The 26,698-nt window shown below is 64.0% G+C and carries 26 protein-coding genes; 11 read left to right on the top strand and 15 right to left on the bottom strand.

The annotated features are described in order from the left end of the window. Positions 1-2: 2 nt before the first annotated feature. From ACNFIC_RS01020 to ACNFIC_RS01055, 8 genes are all read right to left on the bottom strand, one after another. Positions 3-755 (bottom strand): GntR family transcriptional regulator, encoded by a 753-nt coding sequence (locus tag ACNFIC_RS01020; protein WP_138217366.1) that lies wholly within the window; start codon positions 753-755, stop codon positions 3-5. An 89-nt stretch (positions 756-844) separates the two neighbouring features. Beyond that, complete coding sequence (locus ACNFIC_RS01025) at positions 845-1,234, bottom strand: carboxymuconolactone decarboxylase family protein (RefSeq protein WP_138217367.1); 390 nt, start codon at positions 1,232-1,234, stop codon at positions 845-847. A gap of 151 nt (positions 1,235-1,385) precedes the next feature. Then, a complete protein-coding gene (locus ACNFIC_RS01030) occupies positions 1,386-1,871 on the bottom strand; it encodes a flavin reductase family protein (RefSeq protein ID WP_416779361.1) in 486 nt (161 codons plus the stop codon). A 14-nt stretch (positions 1,872-1,885) separates the two neighbouring features. Continuing rightward, positions 1,886-3,367: an aldehyde dehydrogenase gene (locus ACNFIC_RS01035; RefSeq protein WP_416779363.1), complete on the bottom strand. Its 1,482-nt coding sequence runs from the start codon at positions 3,365-3,367 to the stop codon at positions 1,886-1,888. After that, positions 3,364-4,197 carry an alpha/beta fold hydrolase gene (locus ACNFIC_RS01040; protein WP_138217370.1) on the bottom strand — a complete coding sequence of 278 codons (834 nt, stop codon included), beginning with the start codon at positions 4,195-4,197 and terminating at the stop codon, positions 3,364-3,366. Before ACNFIC_RS01040 ends, ACNFIC_RS01035 begins: the two co-directional genes overlap by 4 nt. Positions 4,198-4,265: 68 nt before the next feature. Further along, a complete protein-coding gene (locus ACNFIC_RS01045) occupies positions 4,266-4,862 on the bottom strand; it encodes an amino acid synthesis family protein (protein ID WP_133327025.1) in 597 nt (198 codons plus the stop codon). Positions 4,863-5,130: 268 nt separating this feature from the next. Then, positions 5,131-6,171, bottom strand: coding sequence for an LLM class flavin-dependent oxidoreductase (locus ACNFIC_RS01050; RefSeq protein WP_138217371.1), 1,041 nt, complete (start codon positions 6,169-6,171; stop codon positions 5,131-5,133). 69 nt (positions 6,172-6,240) lie between these two features. Beyond that, a complete protein-coding gene (locus ACNFIC_RS01055) occupies positions 6,241-6,726 on the bottom strand; it encodes a flavin reductase family protein (protein ID WP_138217372.1) in 486 nt (161 codons plus the stop codon). 318 nt (positions 6,727-7,044) lie between these two features. Between ACNFIC_RS01055 and ACNFIC_RS01060 the strand changes: the two genes are divergently transcribed. Then, complete coding sequence (locus ACNFIC_RS01060) at positions 7,045-8,448, top strand: purine-cytosine permease family protein (RefSeq protein ID WP_138217373.1); 1,404 nt, start codon at positions 7,045-7,047, stop codon at positions 8,446-8,448. A 120-nt stretch (positions 8,449-8,568) separates the two neighbouring features. Here the strand turns inward: ACNFIC_RS01060 and ACNFIC_RS01065 are convergent, their stop codons facing one another. From ACNFIC_RS01065 to argC, 3 genes are all read right to left on the bottom strand, one after another. Then, positions 8,569-10,194, bottom strand: a complete 1,626-nt coding sequence (locus ACNFIC_RS01065) for a methyl-accepting chemotaxis protein (RefSeq protein ID WP_416779367.1) — start codon at positions 10,192-10,194, stop codon at positions 8,569-8,571. A gap of 324 nt (positions 10,195-10,518) precedes the next feature. Further along, on the bottom strand, positions 10,519-11,205 hold the full coding sequence (locus tag ACNFIC_RS01070) for a GNAT family N-acetyltransferase (protein WP_416779369.1): 687 nt from the start codon (positions 11,203-11,205) through the stop codon (positions 10,519-10,521). 73 nt (positions 11,206-11,278) lie between these two features. Further along, positions 11,279-12,208 (bottom strand): N-acetyl-gamma-glutamyl-phosphate reductase, encoded by a 930-nt coding sequence (gene argC, locus ACNFIC_RS01075; protein ID WP_138217376.1) that lies wholly within the window; start codon positions 12,206-12,208, stop codon positions 11,279-11,281. Between the two features lie 106 nt (positions 12,209-12,314). Here argC and ACNFIC_RS01080 point away from each other — a divergent pair, with 106 nt between their 5' ends. The 3 genes from ACNFIC_RS01080 to ACNFIC_RS01090 all read left to right on the top strand — a co-directional run bounded on the left by ACNFIC_RS01080 (position 12,315) and on the right by ACNFIC_RS01090 (position 15,002). Beyond that, positions 12,315-13,196 carry a LysR family transcriptional regulator gene (locus ACNFIC_RS01080; protein WP_416779372.1) on the top strand — a complete coding sequence of 294 codons (882 nt, stop codon included), beginning with the start codon at positions 12,315-12,317 and terminating at the stop codon, positions 13,194-13,196. Positions 13,197-13,312: 116 nt separating this feature from the next. After that, positions 13,313-14,254: a 5'-nucleotidase gene (locus ACNFIC_RS01085; protein WP_138217378.1), complete on the top strand. Its 942-nt coding sequence runs from the start codon at positions 13,313-13,315 to the stop codon at positions 14,252-14,254. A gap of 85 nt (positions 14,255-14,339) precedes the next feature. Next, entirely contained in the window at positions 14,340-15,002 is a 663-nt protein-coding gene (locus tag ACNFIC_RS01090) for a TetR/AcrR family transcriptional regulator (RefSeq protein WP_138217379.1), read from the top strand. A gap of 15 nt (positions 15,003-15,017) precedes the next feature. On the opposite strand, the gene ACNFIC_RS01095 is transcribed toward ACNFIC_RS01090, so the two are convergent. Beyond that, positions 15,018-15,716 (bottom strand): FadR/GntR family transcriptional regulator, encoded by a 699-nt coding sequence (locus ACNFIC_RS01095; protein WP_138217380.1) that lies wholly within the window; start codon positions 15,714-15,716, stop codon positions 15,018-15,020. A gap of 264 nt (positions 15,717-15,980) precedes the next feature. On the opposite strand from ACNFIC_RS01095, the gene ACNFIC_RS01100 reads away from it, so the two are divergent. Genes ACNFIC_RS01100 through ACNFIC_RS01115 form a run of 4 tightly spaced genes read left to right on the top strand, consistent with a single transcriptional unit; the run spans position 15,981 to position 18,806 of the window. Then, positions 15,981-16,766 carry a transporter substrate-binding domain-containing protein gene (locus tag ACNFIC_RS01100; RefSeq protein ID WP_138217381.1) on the top strand — a complete coding sequence of 262 codons (786 nt, stop codon included), beginning with the start codon at positions 15,981-15,983 and terminating at the stop codon, positions 16,764-16,766. Between the two features lie 11 nt (positions 16,767-16,777). Then, the gene (locus ACNFIC_RS01105) at positions 16,778-17,443 is read left to right on the top strand and encodes an amino acid ABC transporter permease (protein WP_416779375.1); all 666 of its coding nucleotides are present in this window, start codon (positions 16,778-16,780) and stop codon (positions 17,441-17,443) included. Then, positions 17,444-18,091, top strand: a complete 648-nt coding sequence (locus tag ACNFIC_RS01110; protein ID WP_138217383.1) for an amino acid ABC transporter permease — start codon at positions 17,444-17,446, stop codon at positions 18,089-18,091. It abuts the gene before it with no gap. Beyond that, the gene (locus ACNFIC_RS01115; protein WP_138217384.1) at positions 18,078-18,806 is read left to right on the top strand and encodes an amino acid ABC transporter ATP-binding protein; all 729 of its coding nucleotides are present in this window, start codon (positions 18,078-18,080) and stop codon (positions 18,804-18,806) included. Before ACNFIC_RS01110 ends, ACNFIC_RS01115 begins: the two co-directional genes overlap by 14 nt. A 48-nt stretch (positions 18,807-18,854) precedes the next feature. On the opposite strand, the gene ACNFIC_RS01120 is transcribed toward ACNFIC_RS01115, so the two are convergent. Both ACNFIC_RS01120 and aroQ read right to left on the bottom strand, forming a co-directional pair. Next, positions 18,855-19,703, bottom strand: a complete 849-nt coding sequence (locus ACNFIC_RS01120; protein ID WP_138217385.1) for a shikimate dehydrogenase — start codon at positions 19,701-19,703, stop codon at positions 18,855-18,857. Continuing rightward, positions 19,700-20,149, bottom strand: coding sequence for a type II 3-dehydroquinate dehydratase (gene aroQ / locus ACNFIC_RS01125; protein WP_138217386.1), 450 nt, complete (start codon positions 20,147-20,149; stop codon positions 19,700-19,702). Before aroQ ends, ACNFIC_RS01120 begins: the two co-directional genes overlap by 4 nt. A 188-nt stretch (positions 20,150-20,337) precedes the next feature. On the opposite strand from aroQ, the gene ACNFIC_RS01130 reads away from it, so the two are divergent. Genes ACNFIC_RS01130 through ACNFIC_RS01140 form a run of 3 tightly spaced genes read left to right on the top strand, consistent with a single transcriptional unit; the run spans position 20,338 to position 25,958 of the window. Continuing rightward, on the top strand, positions 20,338-21,540 hold the full coding sequence (locus tag ACNFIC_RS01130) for a TolC family protein (RefSeq protein WP_416779378.1): 1,203 nt from the start codon (positions 20,338-20,340) through the stop codon (positions 21,538-21,540). 48 nt (positions 21,541-21,588) lie between these two features. Next, positions 21,589-22,797, top strand: coding sequence for an efflux RND transporter periplasmic adaptor subunit (locus ACNFIC_RS01135; RefSeq protein ID WP_416779380.1), 1,209 nt, complete (start codon positions 21,589-21,591; stop codon positions 22,795-22,797). A gap of 14 nt (positions 22,798-22,811) precedes the next feature. Continuing rightward, a complete protein-coding gene (locus ACNFIC_RS01140) occupies positions 22,812-25,958 on the top strand; it encodes an efflux RND transporter permease subunit (RefSeq protein ID WP_416779382.1) in 3,147 nt (1,048 codons plus the stop codon). Between the two features lie 163 nt (positions 25,959-26,121). Here the strand turns inward: ACNFIC_RS01140 and ACNFIC_RS01145 are convergent, their stop codons facing one another. After that, positions 26,122-26,697, bottom strand: coding sequence for a TadE/TadG family type IV pilus assembly protein (locus tag ACNFIC_RS01145; protein WP_416779384.1), 576 nt, complete (start codon positions 26,695-26,697; stop codon positions 26,122-26,124). Position 26,698 lies beyond the last annotated feature (1 nt).

Below are 26,698 nucleotides of genomic sequence, written 5' to 3' on the forward strand. Positions count from 1 at the left end.
GGTCAGCGGCCTATGCGAGGGTCCTTGAGGGGCAGGGGTTCGACGATTTCGCGGACCTTGGCGTTGTCGTCCTGTTTCTGGCGCAGGTAGTCCAAGGCGACCTTGGCAGCGGCGCGTACGTGGTCGACCGAGGCCTGATGGGCTACTTGCGGATCACCGCCCTTGATGGCTTCGACGATCTTTTCCATTTCGCGGTTGCTGGCGCCGCGGCGGTTTTCCTGCGACACCGAGGTTGCACGCAGGTAGCTGATGCGCGCCTGCAACTGGCGCAGCTGTTGGGCTGCAACCTGGTTGCCGGAACCTTCGAGCAACACATCGTAGAAGCCCTGCACCGAATCCAGCACCTGGGCCAGTTCGCCTTCTTCGAGCGCTTCGCGATTGACTTCGAGTGCTCGCTCCAAGGCGCGAATGTCCTTGCTCTTGGCATTGAGGGTAAACAGCTGGACGATCAGGCCTTCGAGCACGCAGCGCAGCTCGTAGATGTCGCGGGCATCTTCCAAGGTGATGATGGCGACCCGTGGGCCTTTGGCGTCGGCGAACTCCACCAGGCCTTCGGACTCCAGATGGCGCAGGGCCTCGCGCACCGAAGTACGGCTGACCCCGAGGCGGTCGCAGAGGTCACGTTCGACCAGGCGGTCACCTGGCAGCAGGTGGAAGTTCATGATCGCGTTGCGCAGTTTATCGAGCACGATTTCGCGCAGCGTGACCGGGTTGCGGTTGACCTTGAAACTGTCGTCGAGGGGTTGGCGTTTCATCAGGGGCGCTCTTTTATGAGGCTGTTGCGCCAACATCGCGAAGTGCCACGCAGCGCGGCACTCCTTGCAGTGGTTCGAACAGCCCGCTGTTAACGGGTTGAATCCGCATCGGCTTCGGCGAACGCTTCGCGGGCCAGGCGGAAACTGTCCACCGCCGCAGGTACGCCGCAATAAATACCGACTTGTAGCAGAATCTCGCGAATCTGTTCGCGGCTCAGGCCATTACGCAAGGCACCACGGATGTGCAGCTTGAGTTCGTGGGGGCGGTTGAGCGCGGAAATCATGGCCAAGTTTATCATGCTGCGCTCTTTGAGCGACAAACCATCACGGCCCCAGACATGCCCCCAGCAGTACTCGGTAACCAGCTCCTGGAGCGGCTGGGTGAAATCGTCGGCGTTCTGGATCGAGCGGTTGACGTAGTCCTCGCCCAGCACCTGGGTGCGGATCTTGAGGCCTTTTTCGTACTTTTCGTTGCTCATCTGCCGAAGTCCTTGAACGTGGAATAAAAATGGGGGCCGCAACCGAAGGTGAGGGGGTATGCGCGGCCCCCGGAAACGAGGGGGATCGGTGTTGGCTTCTTTGCGGGGTTGCCCGCGAAGAAGCCAACAAACACCGATTGCCGATCAGGCCTCAGCCCAGTGGCGGCAGCGAGCCAAGCTTGCCCTTGTGATACACCATCGGCGTTACCGGCTGCTCGGGCAACACCAGGTTTTTCACCGCGCCGACGATGATCGCATGATCGCCGCCGTCGTACTCGCGCCACAGCTCGCACTCAATGATCGCCGTGGCCTTGGGCAACAGCGGGTTGCCCAGTTCGCTCAGGTGCCACTCGATGCCTTTGGCCTTGTCCTTGCCCTTACCGGCGAAGGCATAGGCTTCGGCGGTCTGGTCGGCGGACAGCAGGTGGATCGCGAACTGCTTGCTGTCACGCAGGATCGGGTAGGTGTCGGAGGCGTAGTTGGGGCAGAACAACACCAGCGCCGGGTCGATCGACAGCGCGCTGAACGCACTGGCGGTGATGCCGACGATGCCGCCGTCGGCGTCCAGGGTGGTGACCACGGTGACACCGGATGGGAACGAGCCCATCACGTCTTTGTAGATGCCTGGTTCGATCATCTTGTGCTACCTCATCAACGCATCACGAACGGGTCGGGCATGGGCGCGGTGGAGAGGTTGATCCACACCGTCTTCAGCTCGGTATAAGCAAGCACCGAATCGATGCCGCTCTCGCGGCCGTAGCCGCTGTTCTTGAAGCCGCCGATCGGGGCCATGGCCGACACGGCGCGGTAGGTGTTGACCCAGATGATCCCCGAGCGCACGTCGCGAGCCAGGCGGTGAGCGCGGCTCAGGTCGCGCGTCCAGATGCCGGCGGCCAGGCCGAATTGCGAGTCGTTGGCGATGGCCAGGGCTTCTTCTTCGGTCTTGAAGCGAATCACCGCAGCGACCGGTCCGAACACCTCTTCCTGCATGATGGTCATCGAGTTGCTGTCGCACTCGAACAAGGTGGGCTCGTAGAACCAGCCGTCACCTTCGACCTCGGCACGCTTGCCGCCCATGTGCAGCTTGGCGCCTTCGGCCTTGGCCGCCGCGACCAGGCCTTCGACCACGGCCAGTTGCTGGGCGGTAGCCATCGGGCCCATTTCGCTGGCGTCATCCTGCGGGTTGCCGATGCGGATGCGCTTGGCGCGGGCGATCAGGCGCTCGACGAATTCGTCGAAGATCTCATCCTGCACCAGCAGTCGCGAGCCGGCCACGCAGCTCTGCCCGGAGGCGGCGTAGATGCCCGCCACCGCGCCGTTGATGGCGCTGTCCAGGTCGGCGTCGGCGAAAATGATGTTCGGCGATTTGCCGCCCAGCTCCAGCGACAGCTTGGCGAAGTTCTCGGCGCTGCTGCGCACCACATGGCGTGCCGTGGCGGCACCACCGGTGAAGGCGATCTTGCGCACCAGCGGGTGGCGGGTCAGCGCCGCGCCGGTGCTTGGGCCGTAGCCGGTGACCACGTTGACCACGCCAGCTGGGAAGCCGGCTTCCAGGGCCAGGCGTGCCAGTTCGAGGATGGTCGCCGAGGCGTGCTCGGACGGCTTGAGCACGATGGTGTTGCCAGCGGCCAGGGCCGGGGCGAGCTTGATCGCGGTCAGGTACAGCGGGCTGTTCCAGGGGATGATCCCGGCCACCACACCGATCGGCTCGTGCACGGTGTAGGCAAACAGGTCGGGCTTGTCCAGCGGCAGGGTGCCACCTTCGAGCTTGTCAGCAAGGCCGGCGGTGTAGTGGAAGAACTCCGGCAGGTAGCCGACCTGGCCACGGGTTTCGCGGATCAGCTTGCCGTTGTCGCGGCTCTCCAGCTGGGCCAGGTGCTCTTTGTTCTCGGCGATCAGGTCACCGAGGCGGCGCAGCAGCTTGCCGCGCGCGGTGGCGGTGATGCTGCGCCAGGCCTGGCTGTCGAAGGCGCGCTGGGCGGCCTGCACGGCCAGCTCGACATCGGCTTCGTCGGCGTCGGGCAGTTGTGCCCAGGCCTGGGCGGTGGCCGGGTTGAGGCTGTCGAAGGTCTTGCCGCTCTGCGCATCGAGCCACTGGCCGTCGATGCACATCTGGAAACGAACGAGGGTCATGCAACAATCCCCTTGGCAGATTCGGTAAGGATGCGAGCTTGCTTGAGGAAGTCCAGCAGCATCTTGTTGACTTCGCGGGGTGCTTCCACCGGCATCATATGCCGTTGCTCGGCCAGCACCACGCTTTGCGCACCTGGAATACTGGCGGCGAGCTGGCGGGTCATGGCCGGGGTGGAGCCTGCGTCAAGTTCGCCGGTGGCGATCAGCGTCGGCACCTGGATGTTGCCCAGGTCGGCGGCGCGGTACATGTCCTGGGTGGCGAACAACGAATAGGTGGTGTGGTAACCCTGCGGATCGTTGCTCGCCAGGATCTGGCGGATGGCGGCGACCTGCGCGGGGTTGGCGGCTTTGTATTCGCGGCTGAACCAGCGGTCCAGGGCGGCGTCGACGTTGGCGTCGGGGCCTTGCTCGAAGGCTTGTGCAGCACGTGCGATAACCCCAGCGCTCTGCTCGGGGGTGCGGTTGAACACGCTGTTGAGCACCACCAGCGCAGCCAGGCGCTGTGGGTAATTGAGGGCGAAGGCACGTGCCACCAGGCCGCCCATGCTGAAGCCGATCACCGTGGCCTGCGCGATCTGCAAGTGGTCGAGCAGTTCAGCAAGCTGGTCGGCGTAGCCTTCCAGCGGCGTGTCGACGGTCGGTACGCGGCTTTGGCCGTGGCCGAGCATGTCATAGACGATGACGCGGTAGTCGTTGGCCAGGCCCACGATCTGCCCGCCCCACATTTCCTTGTTCAGGCCTACGCCGTGGATCAGTACCACGGGCTGGCCTTGGCCGTGGACGGTGTAGCTGGTCCCGGCCGGTGTACGTTCAGCGACAGGCTGAATCATGGAGGGCGCTCCTTGAAGGTCGGGCGCGGCGGGTATGCACGCCACGCCCCGGCCCGTCTTGGTTGTTGTTATTGAGCGTTGGCTTTTTCGGCGGCCAGTTCTTCCAGGTCGATATAGCGGTTGCCAATGCGCGGGTGCAGGCGGCCACCGTCGGAGGCGCCCAGCACCACCACGATTTCGTCGGCGCGCGGGGCGTCTTCGATCTGCATTTCCAGGGTGATGTAGTGCGAACGCAGGCCTTCGTCGTCCTTCTGCATCATCGGGATCTGGATCGAGGTGCCTGGGCCGCCGCGCTTGTTGGTGAAGCTCAGGTAGCTCTTGGCTTGCACGGCTTCACGGTAGTGGTTGCCGAAGCGCAGGGTGTGGATGACCGCCGAGGCGTGCTCGATCTCGCCGTCCGCACCGACCACAGCCGCCTTGCCGTAGGCCTCGATCTTGTCGGCGCCACCAATGGCAGCGGTCAGGCGCTCGACCATCAGTGCACCCAGCTCCGAGCAGTTGGCGCGGATTTCAGGCTTCAAGTCTTCGACGAAACCGCGACCGGCCCATGGGTTCTTGATCACCACGGCCAGACCGACCATGGTCACCGGCTTGTCGGTGGCCTTGCCGCCTTCGATGCGGGTCTCTTCGGAGTAGGTGACGATCTTGCGGATTTCGAAACTCATGGGGGGCTCCTGGTTAGGGTTATCAGCTCTTGTTGTCTGATGGTATACCATAATATTTGTTCTGCAAGAGCAGACTGAAAAAATCCTTTGGGAGGGGACGAAAGGTGCTGAGCCGCAAGCCGAACGCGGTCCCGCTCTTGCTTGCCGCTTGCCGCTTGCCGCTTGCCGCTTGCCGCTTGCCGCTTGCCGCTCAAAAAAAGCCCGCTCACGCAGACCGCAGGGCCCACGAGAGCGGGCTGGTTCCCGCAAGGTTTCAGGCAATGGGAATTCAGGCGAACGCCGGCACCACTTCCTTAATGAACAGTTCAAGGGATTTTTTCTTCTCGGCGTGGGGCAGGCTGTTGTCGCACCAGAAGCTGAACTCGTCGACGCCAAGTTCCTGGTAGTACTTGATGCGCGCAATGATCTCTTCTGGCGTGCCGATCATGGTGTTCTTGCGAATGTTGTCCAGCTCGAACGCCGGGACTTCGGCGAACTTCGACTCAGGGCTTGGCTCCAGGAAACCGTTGACCGGGGTGGTCTTGTTGCCGAACCAGGCATCGAAGGTACGGTAGAAGCGCGAGATGGCCTGGGCGCCGACTTTCCAGCCGTCAGGCTCGGCCGGGCTGTGCACGTGGGTGTGGCGCAGCACCATCAGTTGCGGGCGCGGCACCTCGGGATTGTTGTCCAGGGCTGCCTGGAACTTGTTCTTCAGGTCCAGGACCTCTTCGTCGCCCTTCATCAGCGGGGTGACCATGACGTTGCAACCGTTGGCCACGGCAAAGTTGTGCGAGTCCGGGTCGCGCGCGGCGATCCACATCGGCGGCTGGGCGTTGAACGGTTTCGGCACGCTGGTGGAGGTGGGGAACTTGTAGACTTCGCCGTCGTGGGCGTAGTCGCCTTCCCACAGCTTGCGCACCACGGGGACCATTTCGCGTAGTGCCTTGCCGCCGTCGGTGGCGGGCATGCCGCCGGCCATGCGGTCGAATTCGAACTGGTAGGCGCCGCGGGCCAGGCCCACTTCCATGCGACCGTTGCTGATCACATCGAGCAGGGCGCATTCGCCTGCCACGCGGATCGGGTTCCAGAACGGTGCGATGATGGTGCCGGCGCCCAGACGGATCTTCTCGGTGCGCGCGGCAAGGTACGCCAGCAGCGGCATCGGGCTCGGCGAGATGGTGTACTCCATGGCATGGTGTTCGCCGATCCACACGGTACTGAACCCGCCGTCTTCGGCCATCAGGGTCAGTTCGGTCAGGTCTTCGAACAGTTGGCGGTGGCTGACCTGTTCATCCCAACGTTCCATGTGTACGAACAACGAAAATTTCATGGGGCTTTCCTCGGAGCTTGTTGTTGTCGCCTGCCCGTAAGGCAAGCTTCGGTAGCGTAGCGGTGCGTCTCAGGCGAAGGCGGGCAGGCTGGCCATTTTGCCGCGGCAGTAGACCATCGGGCGTGGAGCCTCTTCAGGCACGATCAGGTTGTGCACCTTGCCCACCATGATGGCGTGGTCGCCGCCTTCGTATTCGCGCCACAGTTCGCATTCGATGACGGCGGTGGCGCCGGCCAGGATCGGGTTGCCCAACTCGCTGAGCGTCCACTCGATGCCGGCAGCTTTGTCCTTGCCTTTCTTGGCGAACGCGTAGGCTTCGGCCTGCTGCTCACCGGAGAGCAGGTGGATGGCGAAGCGCTTGTTCTTGATCAGGACGGGGTAGGAGTCGGAACTGTAATTGGGGCAGAACAGCACCAGCGGCGGGTCCATGGAAAGCGAGGAGAACGCGCTGGCGGTGAGGCCGACGATCGAGCCGTCGTCGTCCAGGGTGGTGATGACGGTTACGCCGGAGGGGAAGGAGCCCAGGACGTGCTTGTAGACAGTTGCGTCGATCATCTCGTGTACCTCGGAAGGGCTGCGGTGGTCCGCGGTTTTTATCGTTGATGTGTCTGATGGTATACCGTAATACCTATTTTGCAAGTGGAATTTTCCACCTGCCGATTTACACGATGAACGGCTCGGGCCCTTGAATAATGGGGCTTTGAGCCTGAGCTGCGGTTGCTGAACGGGTTGCGCAAGCAGATCAGTTGCGGTTTTTTCGAGCGGGTCAGTGTTGTCAAAAGTTTGGAATACCATAATATGGTCTTCAGCTGAGAGGCCGCCTTGATGCGGTTTCCTTACAAAGATAAAAACGACCTTTCGAGCTGAATTCCTATGTCCCAACCGTCGTCGCAACACCAGTTTGTCGAGAATCACACGGTCGATTACGTTCCACCTGCCGAGCGCCATGGGAAGGCGCGTGACCTGTTCACCCTCTGGTTCAGCACCAACATCGCGCCGCTGCCCATCGTCACCGGGGCGATGGTGGTGCAGGTGTTCCATCTGAACCTGCTGTGGGGGCTGATCGCCATCGTGCTGGGCCATCTGCTGGGAGGGGTGGTGATTGCCCTGGCGTCTGCCCAAGGCCCGCAGCTGGGCATTCCGCAGATGGTGCAGAGCCGTGGCCAGTTCGGCCGTTATGGCGCACTGCTGATCGTGTTCTTCACCGCGCTGATCTATGTCGGCTTCTTCATCTCCAACATCGTCCTGGCTGGCAAGTCGATCCACGGCATCGCCCCCAGCGTGCCGATGCCCAGCGCCATCGTCATCGGCGCGTTGAGCGCCACCGCCATTGGCGTGATCGGCTATCGCTTCATCCATACCCTGAACCGCATCGGGACCTGGGTGATGGGCACGGCGCTGCTGGCCGGTTTCATCATGATGTTCATTCAGGATCTGCCGGCTGACTTCTTCAGCCGTGGTGCGTTCAACCTGTCCGGCTTCGTCGCCACGGTGTCGCTGGGCACCATCTGGCAGATCAGCTTCTCGCCGTACACCTCCGACTATTCGCGCTACCTGCCGCGCGAAATCGGTATCGCCAAACCGTTCTGGGCCACGTATTTCGGGGCCACCCTGGGCACTATCCTGTGCTTCAGCTTCGGTGCGGTGGCGGTGCTGTGTGTGCCGCAAGGTACCGACGCCATGGCGGCGGTCAAGCAGGCTACTGGCTGGCTGGGTCCGATCCTGATGGTGCTGTTCCTGCTCAACATCATCAGCCACAACGCCCTTAACCTGTATGGTGCGGTGTTGTCGATCGTCACCGCGATCCAGACCTTCGCAGCCCAGTGGACCCCGAGCATCAAGGTGCGCGTGGTATTGGCTGCGTTGATCCTGGTGGGCTGTGGTTTGGTGGCACTGAACGCTTCGGCCGACTTCATCGGCGAGTTCATCGGCCTGATCCTGGCGTTGCTGCTGGTCCTGGTGCCGTGGGCATCGATCAACCTGGTGGACTTCTACCTGATCAAGCGCGGCGAGTACGACATCGCCTCGATCTTCCGCGCCGATGGCGGCATCTATGGCCGCTTCAACCACCACGCGATCGTCGCCTATGCCTGCGGCATCCTGGTGCAACTGCCATTCGCCAATACTTCGCTGTATGTCGGGCCGTATTCCAACATCGTCGAAGGGGCAGACTTGTCCTGGCTGTTCGGGCTGCTGGTGACAGTACCGCTTTACTACTGCCTGGCCAGCCGTAGTCAGCCGGTGAAGGCGGGGCGTGTGGTCGGGGTGAATGACTGACCTGTAGCGTTACTTCGCCACTTACCATCGCGGGGCAAGCCCGCTTCCACAACTCCCGGTGTTCGGGGTGTGGAAGCGGGCTTGCCCCGCGATGTTTTCAAGTGGCGTAAAGGCGTCGATTCAGAGCTTGAACTGCGCGACCATCCCGTTCAGCTCCACGGCCAGGCGCGACAGATCCTGTGCGGCCGCACTGGTCTGGTTGGCGCCGGCGGAGGTCTGCATCGCCAAGTCGCGGATGTTTACCAGGTTACGGTCCACTTCCCGTGCTACCTGCGCCTGTTGCTCGGAGGCGCTGGCGATCACCAGGTTGCGCTGGTTGATCGAGGCGATGGCTTCGGCGATCACTTCCAGTGCCTGGCCTGCGGCCTGGGCCACTTCCAGGGTGCCGCTGGCGCGTCCCTGGCTGTTGTGCATGGCGCTGACGGCCCGCTCGGTTCCGCTCTGGATGCCACCGATCATCTGTTCGATCTCGGCGGTGGATTGCTGGGTGCGGTGAGCCAGGGCGCGCACCTCGTCGGCGACCACGGCAAAACCACGGCCGGCTTCCCCTGCGCGGGCTGCTTCGATGGCCGCGTTCAGGGCCAACAGGTTGGTTTGCCCGGCGATTGCGCCGATCACATCCAGCACCTGGCTGATCTCGTTGGCGTTGTTGGCCAGTTGTTCGATTTCCTGCGAGGTGCCGGTGACGTCCTCGACCAGGTGCTGGATCGAGTTGAGCGCCTGATTGACCTGGTCGCGACCATCGCGGGTGCTCTGGTCTGCGCCTTTGGAGGCGTCGGCGGTGCTCACCGCGTTATTCGCCACTTCCTCGACCGCAGCGGTCATCTGGTTGACCGCGGTGGCGGCTTGGTCGATCTCGGCACTTTGCTGGTGCAGGCCGCGGCTGGTGTCTTCGGTGACCGAATGCAGTTCTTCGGAGGCCGAGGCGAGTTGGTCCGAGGATGCGGCGATCTTGCGCAGGGTCTCGCGCAGGCTTTGCTGCATCTGACTCAGGGCGCGCAGCAGCAGCGCCGGCTCGTCGCGGCCGCTGATGCTGATCTCGCGGGTCAGGTCGCCTGTGGCCACGCGCTCGGCCACGGCCACGGCTTCGGCCAACGGACGGACGATGCTACGGGTGAGCAAGGTGGCGATGGCGATCAGCGCGAGCATGATCACCACCAGCGAAGCGATGATCACATTGAAGGCTTCGTCGGCTACATCGCTGCTGCGCTGGGAAGCGTCTTCGGCACCCTTGCCGTTGTACGCGATCAGCGCTGCCATGGCGTTCATCATGGCATCGGCTTCCTGGGTGAGTGGACCGCTGATGTGGCGCTTGGCCTCATCCAGCTTGCCGGCGAGGATGTCTTTGAGTACGTCCTGCTGCTGGGTGTAGTACTGCTGGTAGGCTGTATTGAAGGTGTCGAACAGGGCACGGTCATCGGCTTCAATGATCGTGTCTGCATAGGTCTGGAGACCGTTTTTCAGGGCTTCGTCAACCTTTCCAGCCATGGCGATGGTGCGTTCGCGTTCGGCGCTGTCGTCGTCCAGTGCGCTGCGCAGGGTGAGCGCGCGGACGCGTCCGAGGTTGCTGTTGATGTCGTTCAGGGCGACCACCGCTGGCATCCAGGTGATGCGAATCTCATCGGTCGCGCTGTCCATTTGGCGTGTTTCGTACAGGGCTAGCAGGCCCATGACCAGCACCAACCCACCGAGCAGTGCAAACACGGCGGCGGCTCGCTTGCCGATCTTCATATTCCGAAACTGCATGAATGCTCCTTGACGTGATTTGGCAGGCGTCAAGAGCTGGTCTTGAGGGCCTTGTGGCGACGGTCGCCAGGCTCTCGATGCGCTGCGGCTAATTAGGTATTCCCCACCTTCTACGGTTTTTTTGACGTCAATAATGTCACGGTGCTGCTATTGCTGACCAGTCATTCGATGTAACAACCAGTATGAACGGTTTCGTCATGGACTGACCGATACGTCAGGTTTTGTGCCTTCAGGCGACAGCGCCTGGGGGCTGTGGCCGGTAGCGCCTGTTCACGATTGGCCGCCAGCTCAGGCTGGGACCGCGCTGTGAAGGGCCCGGCTCTTTTAGTGACGGGTCATTCTTTGCGCAACGCAGGCCTGGGATTGCCGGGTCAGCTCATCGAGCCGGGCATCGCGTGTCCGTTCCGCCTCGCGCATCGCCGCTTCGCCATGCTGCTTGAGCAGGTAGGCGTGGATTTGCATCACCTCGACCGTCTGGTAGATCGGCGCGATGTCCAGGCGCCCGATCAACGCACCGCTGGCGCGCCCGCTACTGCTCATCAACACCTGCGGGCCGGCAGTGGTCACCACTTGTAGCCCCATCGCCTCGAACCAGGGCACCTGCTCGGCGAAGGTGCTCAACTCGACACAGGCAAAGCGGCCACGTAACGCGTCCACCAAACCACGGGCGATGCCTTGGCGACGGTAGTCGGGGTGCACGGCGAGGTAGGCCAGGGCGCAGGCTTGTGCATCGTCCTGGGCGGGTAGGGCCAGGGCGAAGCCCAGCAAGCGGTCGGGCGACTCGGCATGCAGAGCCAGCGTGAGCTGTACTGCCAGGCCGCGCTTGCCATCCAGAGCCATCAGGTATTGGTGCACCTCCAGGCCTACGCCGTACTGGTACAGCGGATAGAGCGGGTTGTCCGCTGCGATGGCGACACTGCTGAGCTGGCCGACATGCTCGATCACCAACTGGCGGATCTGGTTCTGGAAGGCTTCGGGCGGCACGCCGTCGAGGCGGCGAAGGATGAACATCGCGGGTAGGGCTCCGGGGTGTACTGAAACGCAGCGCCTTCAGCGAGGCGGTGGCACAGTCTACCCGTGAAGGTTAGTTCAGCCCAGCCAGCAGCAGGTCGAGATTCTGCACCGCCGCCCCCGAGGCGCCTTTGCCGAGGTTGTCGAACACTGCCGTCAGCAGCACTTGCCCGTGTTCGGGGTTGGCGAACAGCGCCAGGCGCAGGTCGTTGCTGTCGTTCAGCGCCTGCGGGTCGAGGGTCGGTGCCGGGCCGTGTTGGTGCAGCGGCATCACCTGCACATGACGGGCGCCTTGGTAGTGCTGCTCAAGACAGGCCTGCAAGTGCTCGGCGCGTACCCCTGGGAGCAAGCGCAGTTGTAGCGGGATGCTCAGCACGATGCCCTGGCGGTAGTGGCCATAGCCCGGGATGAAAACCGGCCGCGTGGCGAGCCCGGCGTGTTGCTGGATCTCCGGCACATGTTTGTGTGCAAGCTCCAGGCCGTAGAGTTGCAGCGCTGGCAGGTAGCTGTCGCCAGGCTGCTCATGGCGCTCGACTGCCGCCCGTCCGCCGCCGGAATAACCCGAGATGGCGTGGATGCTCAGCGGGTAGTCCGTTGGCAGCAGCCCGGCAGCGATCAACGGGCGCAGCAAGGCAATCGCACCGGTGGGGTAGCAGCCGGGGTTACTGATGCGCGTGGCGCGGGCAATGCGTTCGGCTTGTTGCTGGTCCAGTTCCGGCAGGCCGTACACCCAGCCCGGCGTGGTGCGGTGTGCGGAGCTTGCATCGATCACCCGCACCGCGCGATTGCGCACGGTCGCCACGGCATCGCGGGCGGCGGCATCGGGCAGGCACAACAGGGCGATGTCGGCGCTGTTGATAGCCTCGCTGCGACGTGCCGGGTCCTTGCGCTCGGTCTCGGGCAGGGTGAGCAGGCGCAGGTCCTGGCGACCCTGCAGGCGGGCGTGGATTTGCAGGCCGGTGGTGCCTTGGTCGCCATCGATGAAAACAAGCGGCTGATTCATGAAAGGTATCCGTGCAAGAAGGGCGTTGGTCTATCTTCGTGGGTAGCGTGTATAAAGAAAATTTGAATATCATGATGCTCTTATTCAGAAAAACTGAATTACGACCATGCGCGAAATCAGTCTTGACCGCTTGCGTACCCTGGTGGTGATCGCCGACCACGGCTCGTTCGCCGACGCCGCCCGTCAGCTCAACCTGGCGCCACCGACCATCAGCCTGCACGTGGCCGAGCTTGAAGCCAGGGTTGGCGCGCCGTTGTTGACGCGCACCCGTGGTCAGGTGCGCCCGACACCGGTCGGCCAAACCCTGCTGGCGCGTGCCCGGCGCCTGCTGGCCGATGCTGACCAAGCACTGGATGAGGTACGCCGGCAGGTCGAGGGCCTGACCGGCCGGGTGCGCCTGGGGGCCTCCACCGGCGCTATCGCGCACCTGCTGCCGCAGGCGTTGCAGGCATTGCGGGTGGATCACCCCGGGATCGACGTGCAGGTGCAGGTGCTCACTTCCCAGGCGTCCCTGGCGCGCCTGCGCGAGGGCACTCTGGATATCGGCTTGGTGGCCTTGCCGCAGGTGGCGAGCAAGGGCGTGAGGCTTACGCCCTGGCGGCGCGATCCGATCATGGCTTACCTACCTGCCGACTGGCAGCCGCCGGCACGCATCACCCCGGCGTGGCTGGCGGGGCGCGCGCTGATCCTCAATGACAGCACCACGCAGCTGTCGCGGGTGACCTCGGAGTGGTTCGCCGGTGCTGGGCTGTACCCTGAGCCGCGCATCGAGCTGAATTTCAACGATGCGATCAAAAGCCTGGTGGCGGCGGGCTACGGGGCGACCTTGTTGCCTCAGGAGGGCCAGGTGCAGGCCCAGGATCCGCGAATCGTCCAGCGTCCCTTGCGGCCAGGGTTGTGGCGCCAGTTGGGGATCGCCAGCCGCGATGCAGAGATTGAGCGGGCGACCGGGCATGTGCTGGAGGCCCTGGGGCGGTTGTGCCAGTGAACCGGTGTTGATCGGCTTCGGTCAGCCGCGCCAGTCGCTGGTGTCTGGTGTAAGCTCGCCCTGGCGCCCCCGACCCTGGGCGGCGTTCTGATTCCTTTGCCCACAAGGATTGCAGCATGCCTTTCGAACTGGACGATCGCCTGGTAATCGGCGTCGCCTCAAGTGCGGTGTTCGACCTCAGCGAGTCGGACGCGGTGTTTCGGCGTGATGGCGAGGCGCAGTATCGCAAGTATCAGGAGCAGCACCTGGACATGCCGCTGGGCAAGGGTATCGCCTATCCGTTCATCAAGCGCCTGTTGGCGCTCAATGATCTGCGCAGCGACCCGGAAGACCCGTTGGTCGAGGTGGTGCTGTTGTCGCAGAACGACCCGGACACCGGATTGCGGGTCATGAAGACCATCAAGCATTACGGCCTGAACATGACCCGGGCGATCTTCACCCAGGGCCGATCCCCCTACGAATACATCCCGGCGCTGAACATCGCGCTGTTCTTGTCTGCCGACAAGCAGCACGTCGATGCCGCGATCCAAGCCGGCTATCCGGCCGGTCAGGTGCTCGATTCACAATTCGATGATGACGAAAGTGACGCCAACCTGCGCATTGCCTTCGACTTCGATGGCGTGCTGGCCGGGGATGAGTCGGAGGCGGTGATGCAGGCCGGCGGGCTGGACCATTTTCACGCGTTCGAGGTCAAGAACGTCGCCCAGCCGCACAATCCAGGGCCGTTGAAGGCGTTTTTCGTGCGCATCGCGCGCATTCAGGCCGAAGAGGAAGCGTATAAGCTGCGGCACCCGGACTACGTCAACCGCGTGCGGGTGTCGATCGTCACCGCGCGCAACGCGCCATCCCACGAGCGTGCGCTCAATACCCTCAAGAGCTGGGGGGTGATGGCCAACGATGCGTTCTTCCTGGGCGGTATCGACAAGCGCCGGGTGCTACAAGTGCTCAAGCCGCATATCTTCTTCGACGATCAGTCCGGGCACCTCAAGCGCACCAGCACCGTGGTGCCGTCGGTGCATGTGCCATTTGGCGTGACCAACCGCGCAGTTGAAGGCTGAACGTTCGCGACCAACAGCGCGCTTCCCTGTGCCGCCCGGCTCACGGATAATCGTACGGATTCGAATAACGAGCCTGTGAGTTGGTATGAGTGAGTCGCACGTCCAGCCTGAAGCCGAGGGCACGCGCAAGACGCGCAAGAACAACCCGGAGAAGACCCGCGAGAACATCCTCCAGGCGGCCATCACCGAGTTCGTCCAACAGGGCCTGGCCGGCGCCCGGGTGGATGCCATCGCCGAGCGCACCGCCACCTCCAAGCGCATGATCTATTACTACTTCGGCAGCAAGGAGCAGCTGTACGTCGAGTGCCTGGTCAAACTCTACGGCGATATTCGCAAGACCGAGCACGGCCTGGACCTGGAGTCGCTGCCGGCCGAGCAAGCGATTCAGCGCTTGGTGGAGTTCACGTTCGATCACCATGCCAACAACGTCGATTTCGTGCGCATCGTCTGCACCGAGAACATTCACTATGGCGAATACGTCAAGCAATCACCGGCGATCCGTCAGATGAGCAGCATGGTGCTTGAGGCCTTGGGCAAGATCCTCGCCCGTGGCGTCGAGCAGGGTGTGTTCCGTGCCGGCATCGAGGTGATCGACCTGCACATGCTGATGAGCTCGTTCTGCTTCTACCGGGTATCGAACCGCCACACCTTCGGCGACATCTTCCAGATCGACTTGTCGGATGAGCAGATCAAGCAACGCCAGAAGCAGGTGATCTGCGAGGCGGTGATGCGCTACATCAAGGCCTGAGCCAGCGCAGAGGCCTTAGCCAGCAAACACCACCCCGGTGCGTGCTGCGGCATTGCGAATGTGCTCCTGCATCGCGCGCTGCGCCCCAGCTTGTGAACGACGGGTGAGGGCGCGCAGGATCTTGCGGTGCTCCTGCCAGGTTTCCATGGCCCGCTCTGGCCGGATGAAGGGCAGTTTCTGGCTCTCCAGAAAGATTTCCTGGCTGGCGGTGATCACCTGCAGCATCGCGCGGTTGCCGCTCGCTTGCAGCAGCTTCTGATGGAAGATGAAATCCAGCCGCGCCGCGGCTTCGAAGCGCCCGGCGCGCAGCTCGATGGCCATGGCCTCGACGTTGGCCTGCAAGGCGTCCAGGTCGTCCGCCGTGAGCGCCAGGGCCGCTTGGCCTGCGGCAAAACCTTCCAGGGCGTAGCGCAACTGGAAGGTATCGGCGGCCGAGACCTGCTCGGCATACGGCCAGGCAAAACCGCCAGACGCAGGCGCCCCCGAGGCCGGTGATTGGACGAATACGCCCTTGCCCGGTTGCACGCTGACCAGCCCCAATGCACTGAGCGAAGACAGCGCCTCACGCAGCGACGCCCGGCTGACCCCCAGACGTTCGGCCAGGTCACGCTGCGAGGGTAGGGCGTCGCCGGGCTGGTAGCCGTCTTCCTCGATCAGTTTGCGGATCGCTTGCAAGGCGACTTCCGGGACGGGGCGGGCGGGGGTGGCAAGCATGCTGAAGGAACCGGTCTGAGGGCAATGGGCACCCTTTTACGGCGAATTCGCCCAGCCTGGCAAGCCTTGCTTCGTTGTGGCGCAGTGCTGCTGGCGGCTGCGCGAAAGCAGGGCAAGGCCGCCCCGGATCGGTTCAACTGTTCAGACCAGTAAGACCTCGGTGATGACGCCCGACCCGCGTCGTTCGTGGGTTTTACCCAGTCTGGCATGACCCGTGCACTAGCCCTGTGGTCCCTTTCCTGGATTCCTGCGCGAGGCCTTTCGATGAAAATGATCCGTTCCCTTTTCCTGGCAACCCTGTTCTGCGGCACCAGCCTGGCGCTGCCTGTGGTCCAGGCCGATGCGCTGGCTGATATCACCGCCCGTGGCGTGCTCAAGGTCGCCGTGCCCCAGGACTTCCCCCCATTCGGTTCGGTCGGTCCCGACCTCAAGCCTCGTGGGCTCGACATCGACACCGCGCAACTGCTGGCCGATAAGCTCGGTGTGAAGCTGGCGTTGACCCCGGTCAACAGCACCAACCGCATTCCGTTCCTCACCACTGGCAAGGTCGACCTGGTGATCTCAAGCCTTGGCAAGAACCCCGAGCGCGCAGCGGTGATCGATTTCTCGCGCCCCTACGCACCTTTCTACCTGGCTGTGTTCGGCCCGGCCGACGCACAAATCGGCAGCATCGACGCCATCGCTGGCAAGACCATCAGCGTCACCCGTGGCGCTATCGAAGACATGGAACTGAGCGCCGTCGCGCCCAAGGGCACGGTCATCAAGCGCTTCGAAGACAACAACTCGACTATCGCCGCGTACCTGTCCGGCCAGGTCGAGCTGATCGCCAGCGGCAGCGTGGTCATGGCGGCCATCGCCGAGAAGAACCCGGCCAAGGTCCCGGTGATGAAGGTCAAGCTCAAGGATTCGCCGGTGTACGTAGGCCTGGCCAAGAACGAGCCGGCGCTGCTGGAGAAGGTCAACGCCACCCTGGAGGCCGCCAAGGCCGACGGCAGCCTGAACCAGAATGCCGAAAAATGGCTCAAGCAGCCGCTGCCAGCCGACCTCTGAGCACCTGACCGATGGCTTATCAATTCGATTTTGCCCCAGTGCTGGCCCAGGCCGACCTGTTGCTCAAGGGGGCACTGTTCACCTTGGAGCTGACGGTGGTCGGCACCGTGTTCGGGGTGGCCATCGGCGTTGTCGGCGCGGTGGTCCGCGCCTGGCGCCTGCGGCCGTTCGATGGGGTGTTCGGTTTGTATGTGGAGCTGATCCGCAACACCCCGTTCATCGTCCAGTTGTTCTTCATCTTCTTCGGTTTGCCGGCGCTGGGCGTGCGTCTGAGCGAATGGCAGGCGGCCTCGCTGGCGATGGTGATCAACCTGGGGGCGTATTCCACCGAGATCATCCGTGCGGGCATCCAGGCGATTCCAAAGGGCCAGCTGGAGGCCGCTGCGGCGCTGGCCATGAGCCGTTTCGAGGCGTTTCGCTACGTGGTGCTGCAACCGGCACTGGCCAAGGTCTGGCCGGCGCTGTCGAGCCAGATCGTGATCGTCATGCTGGGTTCGGCGGTGTGTTCGCAGATCGCCACCGAGGAGTTGTCGTTCGCCGCCAACTTCATTCAATCCCGCAACTTCCGCGCCTTCGAGACCTACCTGCTGACCACTGTGCTGTACCTGCTGATGGCCATTGTGGTGCGCCAACTGCTGGCCTGGATCGGCCAGCGTTTGCTGATGGGGAGACGCTGAATGGATTTCACCCTATGGGATATCGTGCGCAACCTGTTGACCGGGTTGCAGTGGACCTTGCTGCTGTCGCTGGTGGCGTTCGCCTGCGGCAGCCTGGCCGGGCTCTTGCTGCTGGTGGCGCGGATCAGCGACAACACGCTGCTGCGCGGCGTCGCGCGTGGTTACATCGAGCTGTTTCAGGGCACGCCGTTGCTGATGCAGCTGTTCATGGTGTTCTTTGGCATCGCGCTGTTCGGTATCGACGTGTCGGCGTGGATGGCAGCGGCCATCGCCCTGACCCTGTTCAGCAGCGCGTTTCTCGCCGAGATCTGGCGCGGCTGCGTGGAGTCGATTCCGCGCGGGCAGTGGGAGGCCTCCGGCAGCCTGGCCCTGAGTCGGCTTGAACAGTTGCGCCATGTGATCCTGCCGCAGGCGCTGCGCATCGCGATTGCCCCGACCGTGGGCTTTTCGGTGCAGGTGGTCAAGGGCACGGCAGTGACGTCGATCATCGGTTTCACCGAGTTGACCAAGACTGGCGGCATGCTCGCCAACGCAACCTTCGAACCCTTCCTTATCTACGGCCTGGTGGCCGTGGGCTATTTCATCCTCTGCTACCCGCTCTCGCTGAGCGCCCGTTACCTGGAAAGGAGGCTGCATGCCCCTGCTTAGAGTGTCTGCGCTGCACAAGTACTATGGCGACAATCACGTGCTCAAGGGCGTGGACCTGAGCATTGAGGAGGGCGAGGTGGTGGCCATCATCGGCCGCAGTGGCTCAGGCAAGAGCACCTTCCTGCGCACCCTCAATGGCCTTGAATCGATCAACGACGGGGTGATCGAGGTGGACGGCGAGTACCTCGACGCCAGCCGCGCCGACTTGCGCGCGCTGCGTCAGAAGGTCGGCATGGTGTTCCAACAGTTCAACCTGTTCCCGCACCTGACCGTGGGCGAGAACGTGATGCTCGCACCGCAGGTGGTCAAGCGCGCCAGTAAGGCTGATGCGCGCCGCCTGGCCGAGCAGATGCTCGAGCGGGTGGGGTTGGCCGACAAGATCGATGCCTACCCGGATCGGCTGTCTGGCGGGCAGCAGCAGCGAGTGGCGATCGCCCGGGCCCTGGCCATGTCGCCCAAGGTGTTGCTGTGTGACGAGATCACCTCGGCGCTGGATCCCGAACTGGTCAATGAAGTGCTTGGGGTGGTGCGCCAGCTGGCCAAGGAGGGTATGACCTTGATCATGGTCACCCATGAGATGCGCTTCGCCCGCGAGGTCGGTGACAAGCTGGTGTTCATGCACCAGGGCAAGGTGCATGAAACCGGCCACCCACGCGAGGTGTTCGCCGCGCCGCGCACGGCGGAGCTGGCGAACTTCATCGGGGCGGTCAGCTGAAATTAGCCAAGTTGTGCGGGGCAAGGCGCGGCCCCGCAATCGCGGCTATCACACGAGACGTGCGAAATGCGCCTGCATGCGTTCAGCATCGGCTGGGCGCCCGCTGAACAACTCGAAGGCTTTGACGGCCTGGAACACCGCCATGGTGCCGCCATCCAGGGTGCGGCAGCCCAGCGCGCGCGCCTGACGCAGCAACTCGGTTTGCAGTGGGAAGTAGATGATCTCTGCCACCCACAAGCGCGCGTGAAGCAGCCCCTCCGGCAGTGGCATGCCTGGCAGCTTGGCCATGCCGACCGGTGTGGTGTTGACCAGGCCATCGGCGTCGCCCAGCACTGCGGCCAGATCACTGCCCAGCACCGCGCGCCCGGGCCCAAAGCGCGCTGCCAGGTTTTCCACCAAGGCTTGGCCGCGAGCCGCATCCACCTCGAACAGCACCAGTGTCTGGACGCCTTCGGCCAGCAGCGCATGCGCCACCGCAGACCCCGCGCCGCCTGCGCCCAACTGCACCACCAGGCCTTTGTTCACCCCCGGCAGGCCGCGTCGAAAGCCTTCGGCAAACCCCAGGCAGTCGGTGTTGTGGCCGACGCGCTTGCCGTCGCGCAGGACCACGGTATTCACCGCACCGATACCCCGTGCTTCATCCGACAGTTCATCGAGCAGCGGCAGGATCGCCTGCTTGAACGGAAACGTGATGTTTAGCCCGGTGAAGCCGGTGTTCTGCGCGGCGTCCAGCAACTGGGGCAGGGCGCTGTCGTCCAGCCCCAACTGGTCAGCGTCGATCAGCCGGTACAAGTAGCGAAGCGCCTGGGCGTCACCCTCATGCTCGTGCAGCGCCGGCGTAAGTGAGGCTTGGATGCCGCGACCGATCAGGCCGGCGAGGATGCCTGTGCGGCTCATGCGTGTTGCTCCTTGAAGTGTTCGCCGAACCAGGCAAGGGCCATGCGGTAGCCCTGACTGCCCAAGCCGCAGATCACTCCCACGGCGATGCTGGAGACGAACGACAGGTGGCGGAAGGGTTCGCGTTTGTGCACGTTGGACAGGTGTACCTCGATCACCGGCAGCTCGGCAGCCACCAGGGCGTCGCGGATGGCCACCGACGTGTGCGTCCAGGCGGCGGGATTGATGACGATGCCGTGGCAGCGGCCACGGGCGGCGTGGATCCAGTCGATCAACTCGCCTTCGTGGTTGGTCTGGCGGAACTCCAGCTCCAGGCCTTGGGCGCGCGCGCTGTCGGCGCACAGGTTGGCCACATCAGCCAGGGTTTCGTGGCCGTACTGGGCCGGTTCTCGGGTGCCCAGCAGGTTCAGGTTCGGGCCGTTGAGCACGAGGATTCGGGGTGTCATGGCGGGGGTATCGCTTTGTTGTTTTTGGTTATCCCGAGTTTTGTACTATCCGGTTAGTTTCGTCAAATCCTTGATCTTGGAAAATGGGCGATTATCGGACTGGATGACAGAATTGTAATGTTCATGCCACCGCGCCGATAACCGCGCCTGCCTACAGTCCCTCGCCCATGTCGACGAGGACTTTAGCCGTGCCCTTACCCCGCAAGATCGCCTTGCTCTGCCTGTTGCTGAGCGGCCCTGCCGCCGCCGATGGGCTGAGCCTGGCCCAGGCGCTCGACGCTGCGTCTGCACAGAACCCCGAGCTTGCGGCAGTCGGCCGTGAGATTGGCATGGCCGAGGGCGAGCGCCTTCAGGCTGGGTTGATTCCCAACCCCGAGCTGTCGTGGGAGGTCGAGGACACGCGCCGCGACAGCCGCACCACCACGCTCATGCTGAGCCAGCCGCTGGAGCTGGGCGGCAAGCGCCGTGCGCGTGTCGACGTCGCCGAGGCAGGCCAACTGATCGCTCGGCTGGCACTTGAACGCCAGCGCAACGTTTTGCGCGCCGAGGTGATCCAGGCCTACCACGCGGCACTGCGCGCGCAGACCGCACTGGAGCTAGCGCAGCAGTCCCAGGCCCTGACCGAACGCGGAGTGCGGGTTGTCGAGGGGCGGGTCAAGGCCGGTCAATCGTCGCCGGTCGAGGCCACCCGCGCCCAGGTCCAGCTGGCCCAGGCTCAAGCTGCGGTACGCCGCGCGCAGAGTGCACGCAGCATCGCCTGGCAAGCCTTGGCGCGGCTGACCGGCAGCGCCGAGGCCGGTTTCGAGCGCCTTGACGACAACACCCTGTCGCCAGGCCCTGCGCCAGAGGTCGAGAACCTGCTGGCCAAGGTCGAGCAGACCGCCGAATGGCGCCTGGCCGCTGCACAGATCGAGCGCAGCGAGGCCAGCCTGGGGTCGGAGAAGGCTCAGCGGATTCCCAACCTGACCGTCAGCCTCGGCAGCCAGTACAGCCGCGAGGAGCGCGAGCGCGTCAACCTGATTGGGCTGTCGATGCCGTTGCCGTTGTTCGACCGCAACCAGGGCAACGTGCTGGCCGCTGCCCGGCGTGCAGACCAGGCCCGTGACCTGCGCAATGCAGTGGCCCTGCGCCTGCGTAGCGACACTCTCAGCGCGGTGCAGCAGTGGGCCACGGCCATGGGCGAGGTGCAGGCCTATGACCGCACCATCCTGCCCTCGGCGCAGCAGGCCGTGGACACCGCCACCCGTGGTTTCGAGACGGGCAAGTTCGCTTTCATCGAGGTGCTCGATGCCCAGCGCACGTTGATCGAGGCACGCGGGCTGTACCTCGATGCACTGGCCCAGGCCGTCGATGCGAAGGCGCAGGTGGAACGCATCTACGGCCAGCTTTAAGCCCCACGACGGCGTGCGAACCGACCCCATTACCCAGCAGGAGCCCCCATGACCACCCCCCGCAAACTCGCGATTCTCGCCACCGCCCTGGCCGCCCTCGGCCTCGGCGCTCTGGCCTGGACCGGCACCCTCGGCCAGGCCAGCAGCCAAGCCCAACATGACGACCATGGTGACGAAGGCCATGGTCATGACGACGAAAAAAACGGCGTTGGCCAAAGCGCGGACCACGCCGACGCAGAAGGCCAACTGCACTTGTCCGCCGAGCAGATCCAGGCTGCTGGCGTGCAGGTGGTCACTGCCGGTCCCGAGGCGCTAGGCAGCGCCATCAGTTTTCCAGGTGAGATCCGCTTCGACGAGGATCGCACGGCCCATGTGGTGCCACGGGTGCCGGGTGTGGTCGAGTCGGTGCACGCTGAACTGGGCCAGATAGTCAAGCGGGGCCAGGTGCTGGCGGTGATTGCCAGCCAGCAGATCTCCGAGCTGCGCAGCGAGCAGCAGGCCGCCCAGCGCCGCCTGGAGTTGGCACGCCTGACCTTCAGTCGTGAGAAACAACTGTGGCAGGAGCGTATCAGCGCCGAGCAGGATTACTTGCAAGCGCGCCAGGCCTTGCAGGAGGCCGAGATCGCCGCCGCCAACGCCGGGCAGAAGGTCGCCGCCGTGGCCCCGGCAGGCCGTGGCAATCGCTTCGAGCTGCGCGCACCGTTCGACGCGGTGGTGGTGGAAAAGCACCTGGCCGTAGGCGAAGTGGTCGGTGAGGCCAGCAATGCCTTTACCTTGTCCGACCTGAGCCGGGTCTGGGCCACCTTCGCCGTGGCCCCGCGCGACCTGGAAAAAGTGGTCAGCGGTAGCGGTGTGACCGTCACCGCCCCCGATCTCGGCGCCCAGGTACAGGGTACGGTCAACTACGTCGGCAGCCTGTTGGGCGAGCAGAACCGCGCCGCCACCGCCCGCGCCACCCTGGCCAACCCCAACGGCGCCTGGCGTCCGGGGCTGTTCGTCAATATTGCGGTCAGCGTCGAACGCTTCGACGCGGCCGTGGTGGTGCCGCAGAGCGCCCTGCAGGTGTGGGAGGAGCAAACCGTGATCTTCGTGCGTACCGACGAGGGCTTCGAAGCCCGTCCAGTGACGGTGGGGCGACGTGATGGCGAGCGGGTAGAAATTCGCCAAGGCTTGAGCGCCGGCAGCCTGGTGGCCGCCGCTGGCAGTTTTGTCCTGAAGTCCGAGCTGGGCAAAGGCTCGGCTGCGCACAGCCACTGACAGGGATGCCTGATATGTTCGAACGCCTTATCCAGTTCGCCATCGAGCAACGCCTGGTGGTGATGCTCGCCGTGGTGCTGATGGCTGCCGTGGGCATCCACAGCTACCAGAAACTCCCCATCGACGCGGTGCCTGACATCACCAACGTGCAGGTGCAGATCAACACCGCAGCGCCCGGCTATTCGCCGCTGGAAACCGAGCAGCGCATCACCTATGCCATCGAAACTGCCATGGCTGGCCTGCCGGGCTTGCAGCAGACCCGTTCGCTGTCGCGCTCGGGGCTGTCGCAGGTGACGGTGATCTTCGATGACAACACCGATGTCTTCTTCGCCCGGCAACTGGTCAACGAGCGCCTGCAAGTGGCCCGCGAACAGTTACCCGAGGGCATCGAGGCGGCCATGGGGCCGATTTCCACGGGCCTGGGCGAGATCTTCCTGTGGACCGTCGAAGCGCAGGAAGGCGCGCTCAAGGACGATGGCACGCCTTACACCGCCACCGACTTGCGGGTGATCCAGGACTGGATCATCAAGCCGCAGTTGCGCAACGTGCCCGGTGTCGCCGAGGTCAACAGCATCGGCGGGCATGCCAAACAGTACCTGATCGCCCCGGAACCCAAGCGCCTGGCCGCCTACAAGCTGACGCTCAACGATCTGGTCTCGGCGCTCGAGCGCAACAACGCCAACGTCGGTGCCGGCTACATCGAGCGCAACGGCGAGCAGTTGCTGATTCGCGCCCCAGGCCAGGTGGCCTCGGCCGAGGACATCGCCAACGTGGTGATTTCCAGTGTCGACGGCACACCGATTCGCGTCAGCCATGTGGCGCAGGTGGGCCTGGGCCAGGAGCTGCGCTCCGGCGCGGCCACCGAGAATGGCCGTGAGGTGGTGCTGGGCACGGTGTTCATGCTGATCGGCGAGAACAGCCGCACGGTGTCCCAGGCCGTGGCGGCCAAGCTCGAAGAGATCAACCGCAGCCTGCCCAAGGGGGTGATGGCTGTCACCGTGTATGACCGCACCCATTTGATCGAGAAGGCCATCGCTACGGTCAAGAAGAACCTCATCGAAGGCGCGATCCTGGTGATTGCCGTGCTGTTCCTGTTCCTGGGCAACATCCGCGCGGCACTGATCACGGCCATGGTGATCCCGCTGTCGATGCTGTTCACCTTCACCGGCATGTTCAGCAACAAGGTCAGCGCCAACCTGATGAGCCTGGGAGCGCTTGATTTCGGCATCATCGTCGACGGCGCGGTGGTGATCGTGGAGAACGCCATTCGCCGCCTGGCTCATGCCCAGCAGCGCCATGGGCGCATGCTCAGCCGCGCTGAGCGCTTCCATGAAGTATTCGCCGCCGCCCGCGAGGCGAGACGCCCGCTGATCTACGGGCAGTTGATCATCATGGTGGTATACCTGCCGATCTTTGCCCTGACCGGGGTCGAGGGCAAGATGTTCCACCCCATGGCGTTCACCGTGGTGCTCGCGTTGCTGGGGGCGATGATCCTCTCGGTAACCTTCGTGCCAGCGGCCATCGCGTTGTTCGTCACCGGCAAGGTCAAGGAAGAAGAGGGCGTGGTGATGCGCACCGCGCGTCGCCGTTATGCACCCGTGCTGGGCTGGGTGTTGCGCCGGCGTAAGCTGGCCTTCGCCGGGGCTGCCACGTTGGTGGTGTTGTCTGGCGTGCTGGCCAGCCGCATGGGCAGCGAGTTCATCCCGAGCCTGAGCGAAGGCGACTTCGCCTTGCAGGCCTTGCGCGTACCGGGGACCAGCCTGTCGCAGTCGGTGGACATGCAGCAACGTCTGGAAAAAGCCATCATCGAGCAGGTGCCGGAAATCGAGCGGGTGTTCGCCCGTACCGGCACCGCCGAGATCGCCGCCGACCCGATGCCGCCGAACATCTCCGATGCTTACGTGATGCTCAAGCCGCGCGCGCAGTGGCAGGATCCGAACAAGCCACGCGAGGCACTGATCGCTGACGTACAGCGTGCTGCTGCCGGTGTGCCGGGCAGCAACTACGAGCTGTCGCAGCCGATCCAACTGCGCTTCAACGAGCTGATCTCAGGCGTGCGCAGCGATGTCGCGGTGAAAGTGTTCGGCGACGATATGGACGTGCTCAACCGCACGGCTGCGCAAATTGCCACGCGCCTTGAGCAGGTGCCGGGGGCTTCGGAAGTGAAGGTCGAGCAGACCACCGGCCTGCCGGTGCTGACCATCGACATCGACCGCGACAAGGCCGCCCGTCTCGGGTTGAACGTGGGCGATGTGCAGGATGCCATCGCCATCGCCGTGGGCGGACGTACCGCTGGCACGCTGTACGAGGGGGATCGGCGCTTCGACATGGTGGTACGCCTGTCGGAGAAGCTGCGTACCGATGTCGAAGGGTTGTCCGGGTTGTTGATCCCCGTGCCTGCCAGCGCGGCCAATGGCGCCGCGCAGATCGGCTTCATCGCGCTCGGCCAGGTGGCCACGTTGAACCTGCAACTGGGGCCCAACCAGATCAGCCGCGAGGACGGCAAGCGCGTGGTGGTGGTCAGTGCCAATGTGCGCGGGCGCGACTTGGGCTCGTTCGTCGAGCAGGCCTCGCAGGCGCTGATCGACCAAGTGCCGATTCCGCCTGGCTACTGGACCCGCTGGGGTGGTCAGTTCGAGCAGTTGCAGTCGGCGGCCGAACGCTTGCAGGTGGTGGTGCCGGTGTCGCTGCTGTTGGTGATGGCGCTGCTGCTGATGATGTTCAACAACCTCAAGGATGGCTTGCTGGTGTTCACCGGGATTCCGTTTGCCTTGACCGGCGGTGTGCTGGCGCTGTGGTTGCGGGACATTCCGCTGTCGATTTCGGCAGGTGTGGGTTTCATTGCATTGTCCGGTGTCGCCGTGCTCAACGGCCTGGTGATGATCGCCTTCATCCGCAACCTGCGCGAGGAGGGCCGTGGCCTGCGCTCGGCGGTCGAGGAAGGGGCGCTGACGCGCCTGCGGCCGGTGCTGATGACAGCCCTGGTGGCATCGCTCGGCTTCATCCCGATGGCCCTGGCTACCGGCACGGGTGCCGAGGTGCAGCGACCATTGGCGACGGTGGTGATCGGCGGGATCCTGTCGTCGACCGCGCTGACCTTGCTGGTGTTGCCGGCGCTGTATCAGTGGGCGCATCGGCGCGAGGAGGACGAGGAGGTGTAGCCGGAGCGGGCTTGCCCCGCGAAGCAGGCGACTCGGTGCCATGCACCGAGTCGCCTGCTTCGCGGTGGTCCGGCACTCCGGCAACCCCATTCCCACGGGATTGTGCAAGGCCCGAATCCACGCTACACGTAAGGGCAGCTAGATCATCGCACCATGCACAACCTCATTCCTCGTCCAGCCCGATCTCTTCGGTCAGTTGCTTGTCGAGCGTCACGTCGTTGTAGACCATCCGCGCAAACGCCAACGCCTGCATGTCCTTGTCGACCAGCAGGTTGCTGCTCAGCGCAAGGTCGGCACTGCGCCGGCACAGCTGCACCACCAGCATCGATGAGTCGATCATGTCCTCATCGTCACGGTTTTCGGTGATCGTGCGTTCGGGTAGCTCGCCGTCGTAGGTGGTGCCGGTGGAGTAGACCGGGCACAGGTCCTGCTCCCTGCCGCGCATCAGTGGTTTCCATTGCAGGCTGCGGTCTAGCCCGACCTTGCTGATCACCACTTGATAATGGCCGAATACCGCGCCGGGTACGGCGGTGTCCAGCAGTGTCTGAAGACCGTCGTAGTCCAGCCGGTTCTGCAGCGCCAGGGTGCTGGCCAGGGTGTGCGCGGCACGCTCCAGGTGCGCACGCGCCTGGCTGACGTTGTACAGGTCGGCGATCACCAAGGTCGCGCCGATCAGCAGCGGCAGGACCAAGGCAGCCTCTACCAGCGCATTGCCGCGCTGTCGCTTGGGCACGCGCATG

The organism is Pseudomonas sp. NY15463 (genome assembly GCF_048068415.1).
Classification (GTDB): Bacteria; Pseudomonadota; Gammaproteobacteria; order Pseudomonadales; family Pseudomonadaceae; genus Aquipseudomonas; species Aquipseudomonas mosselii_C.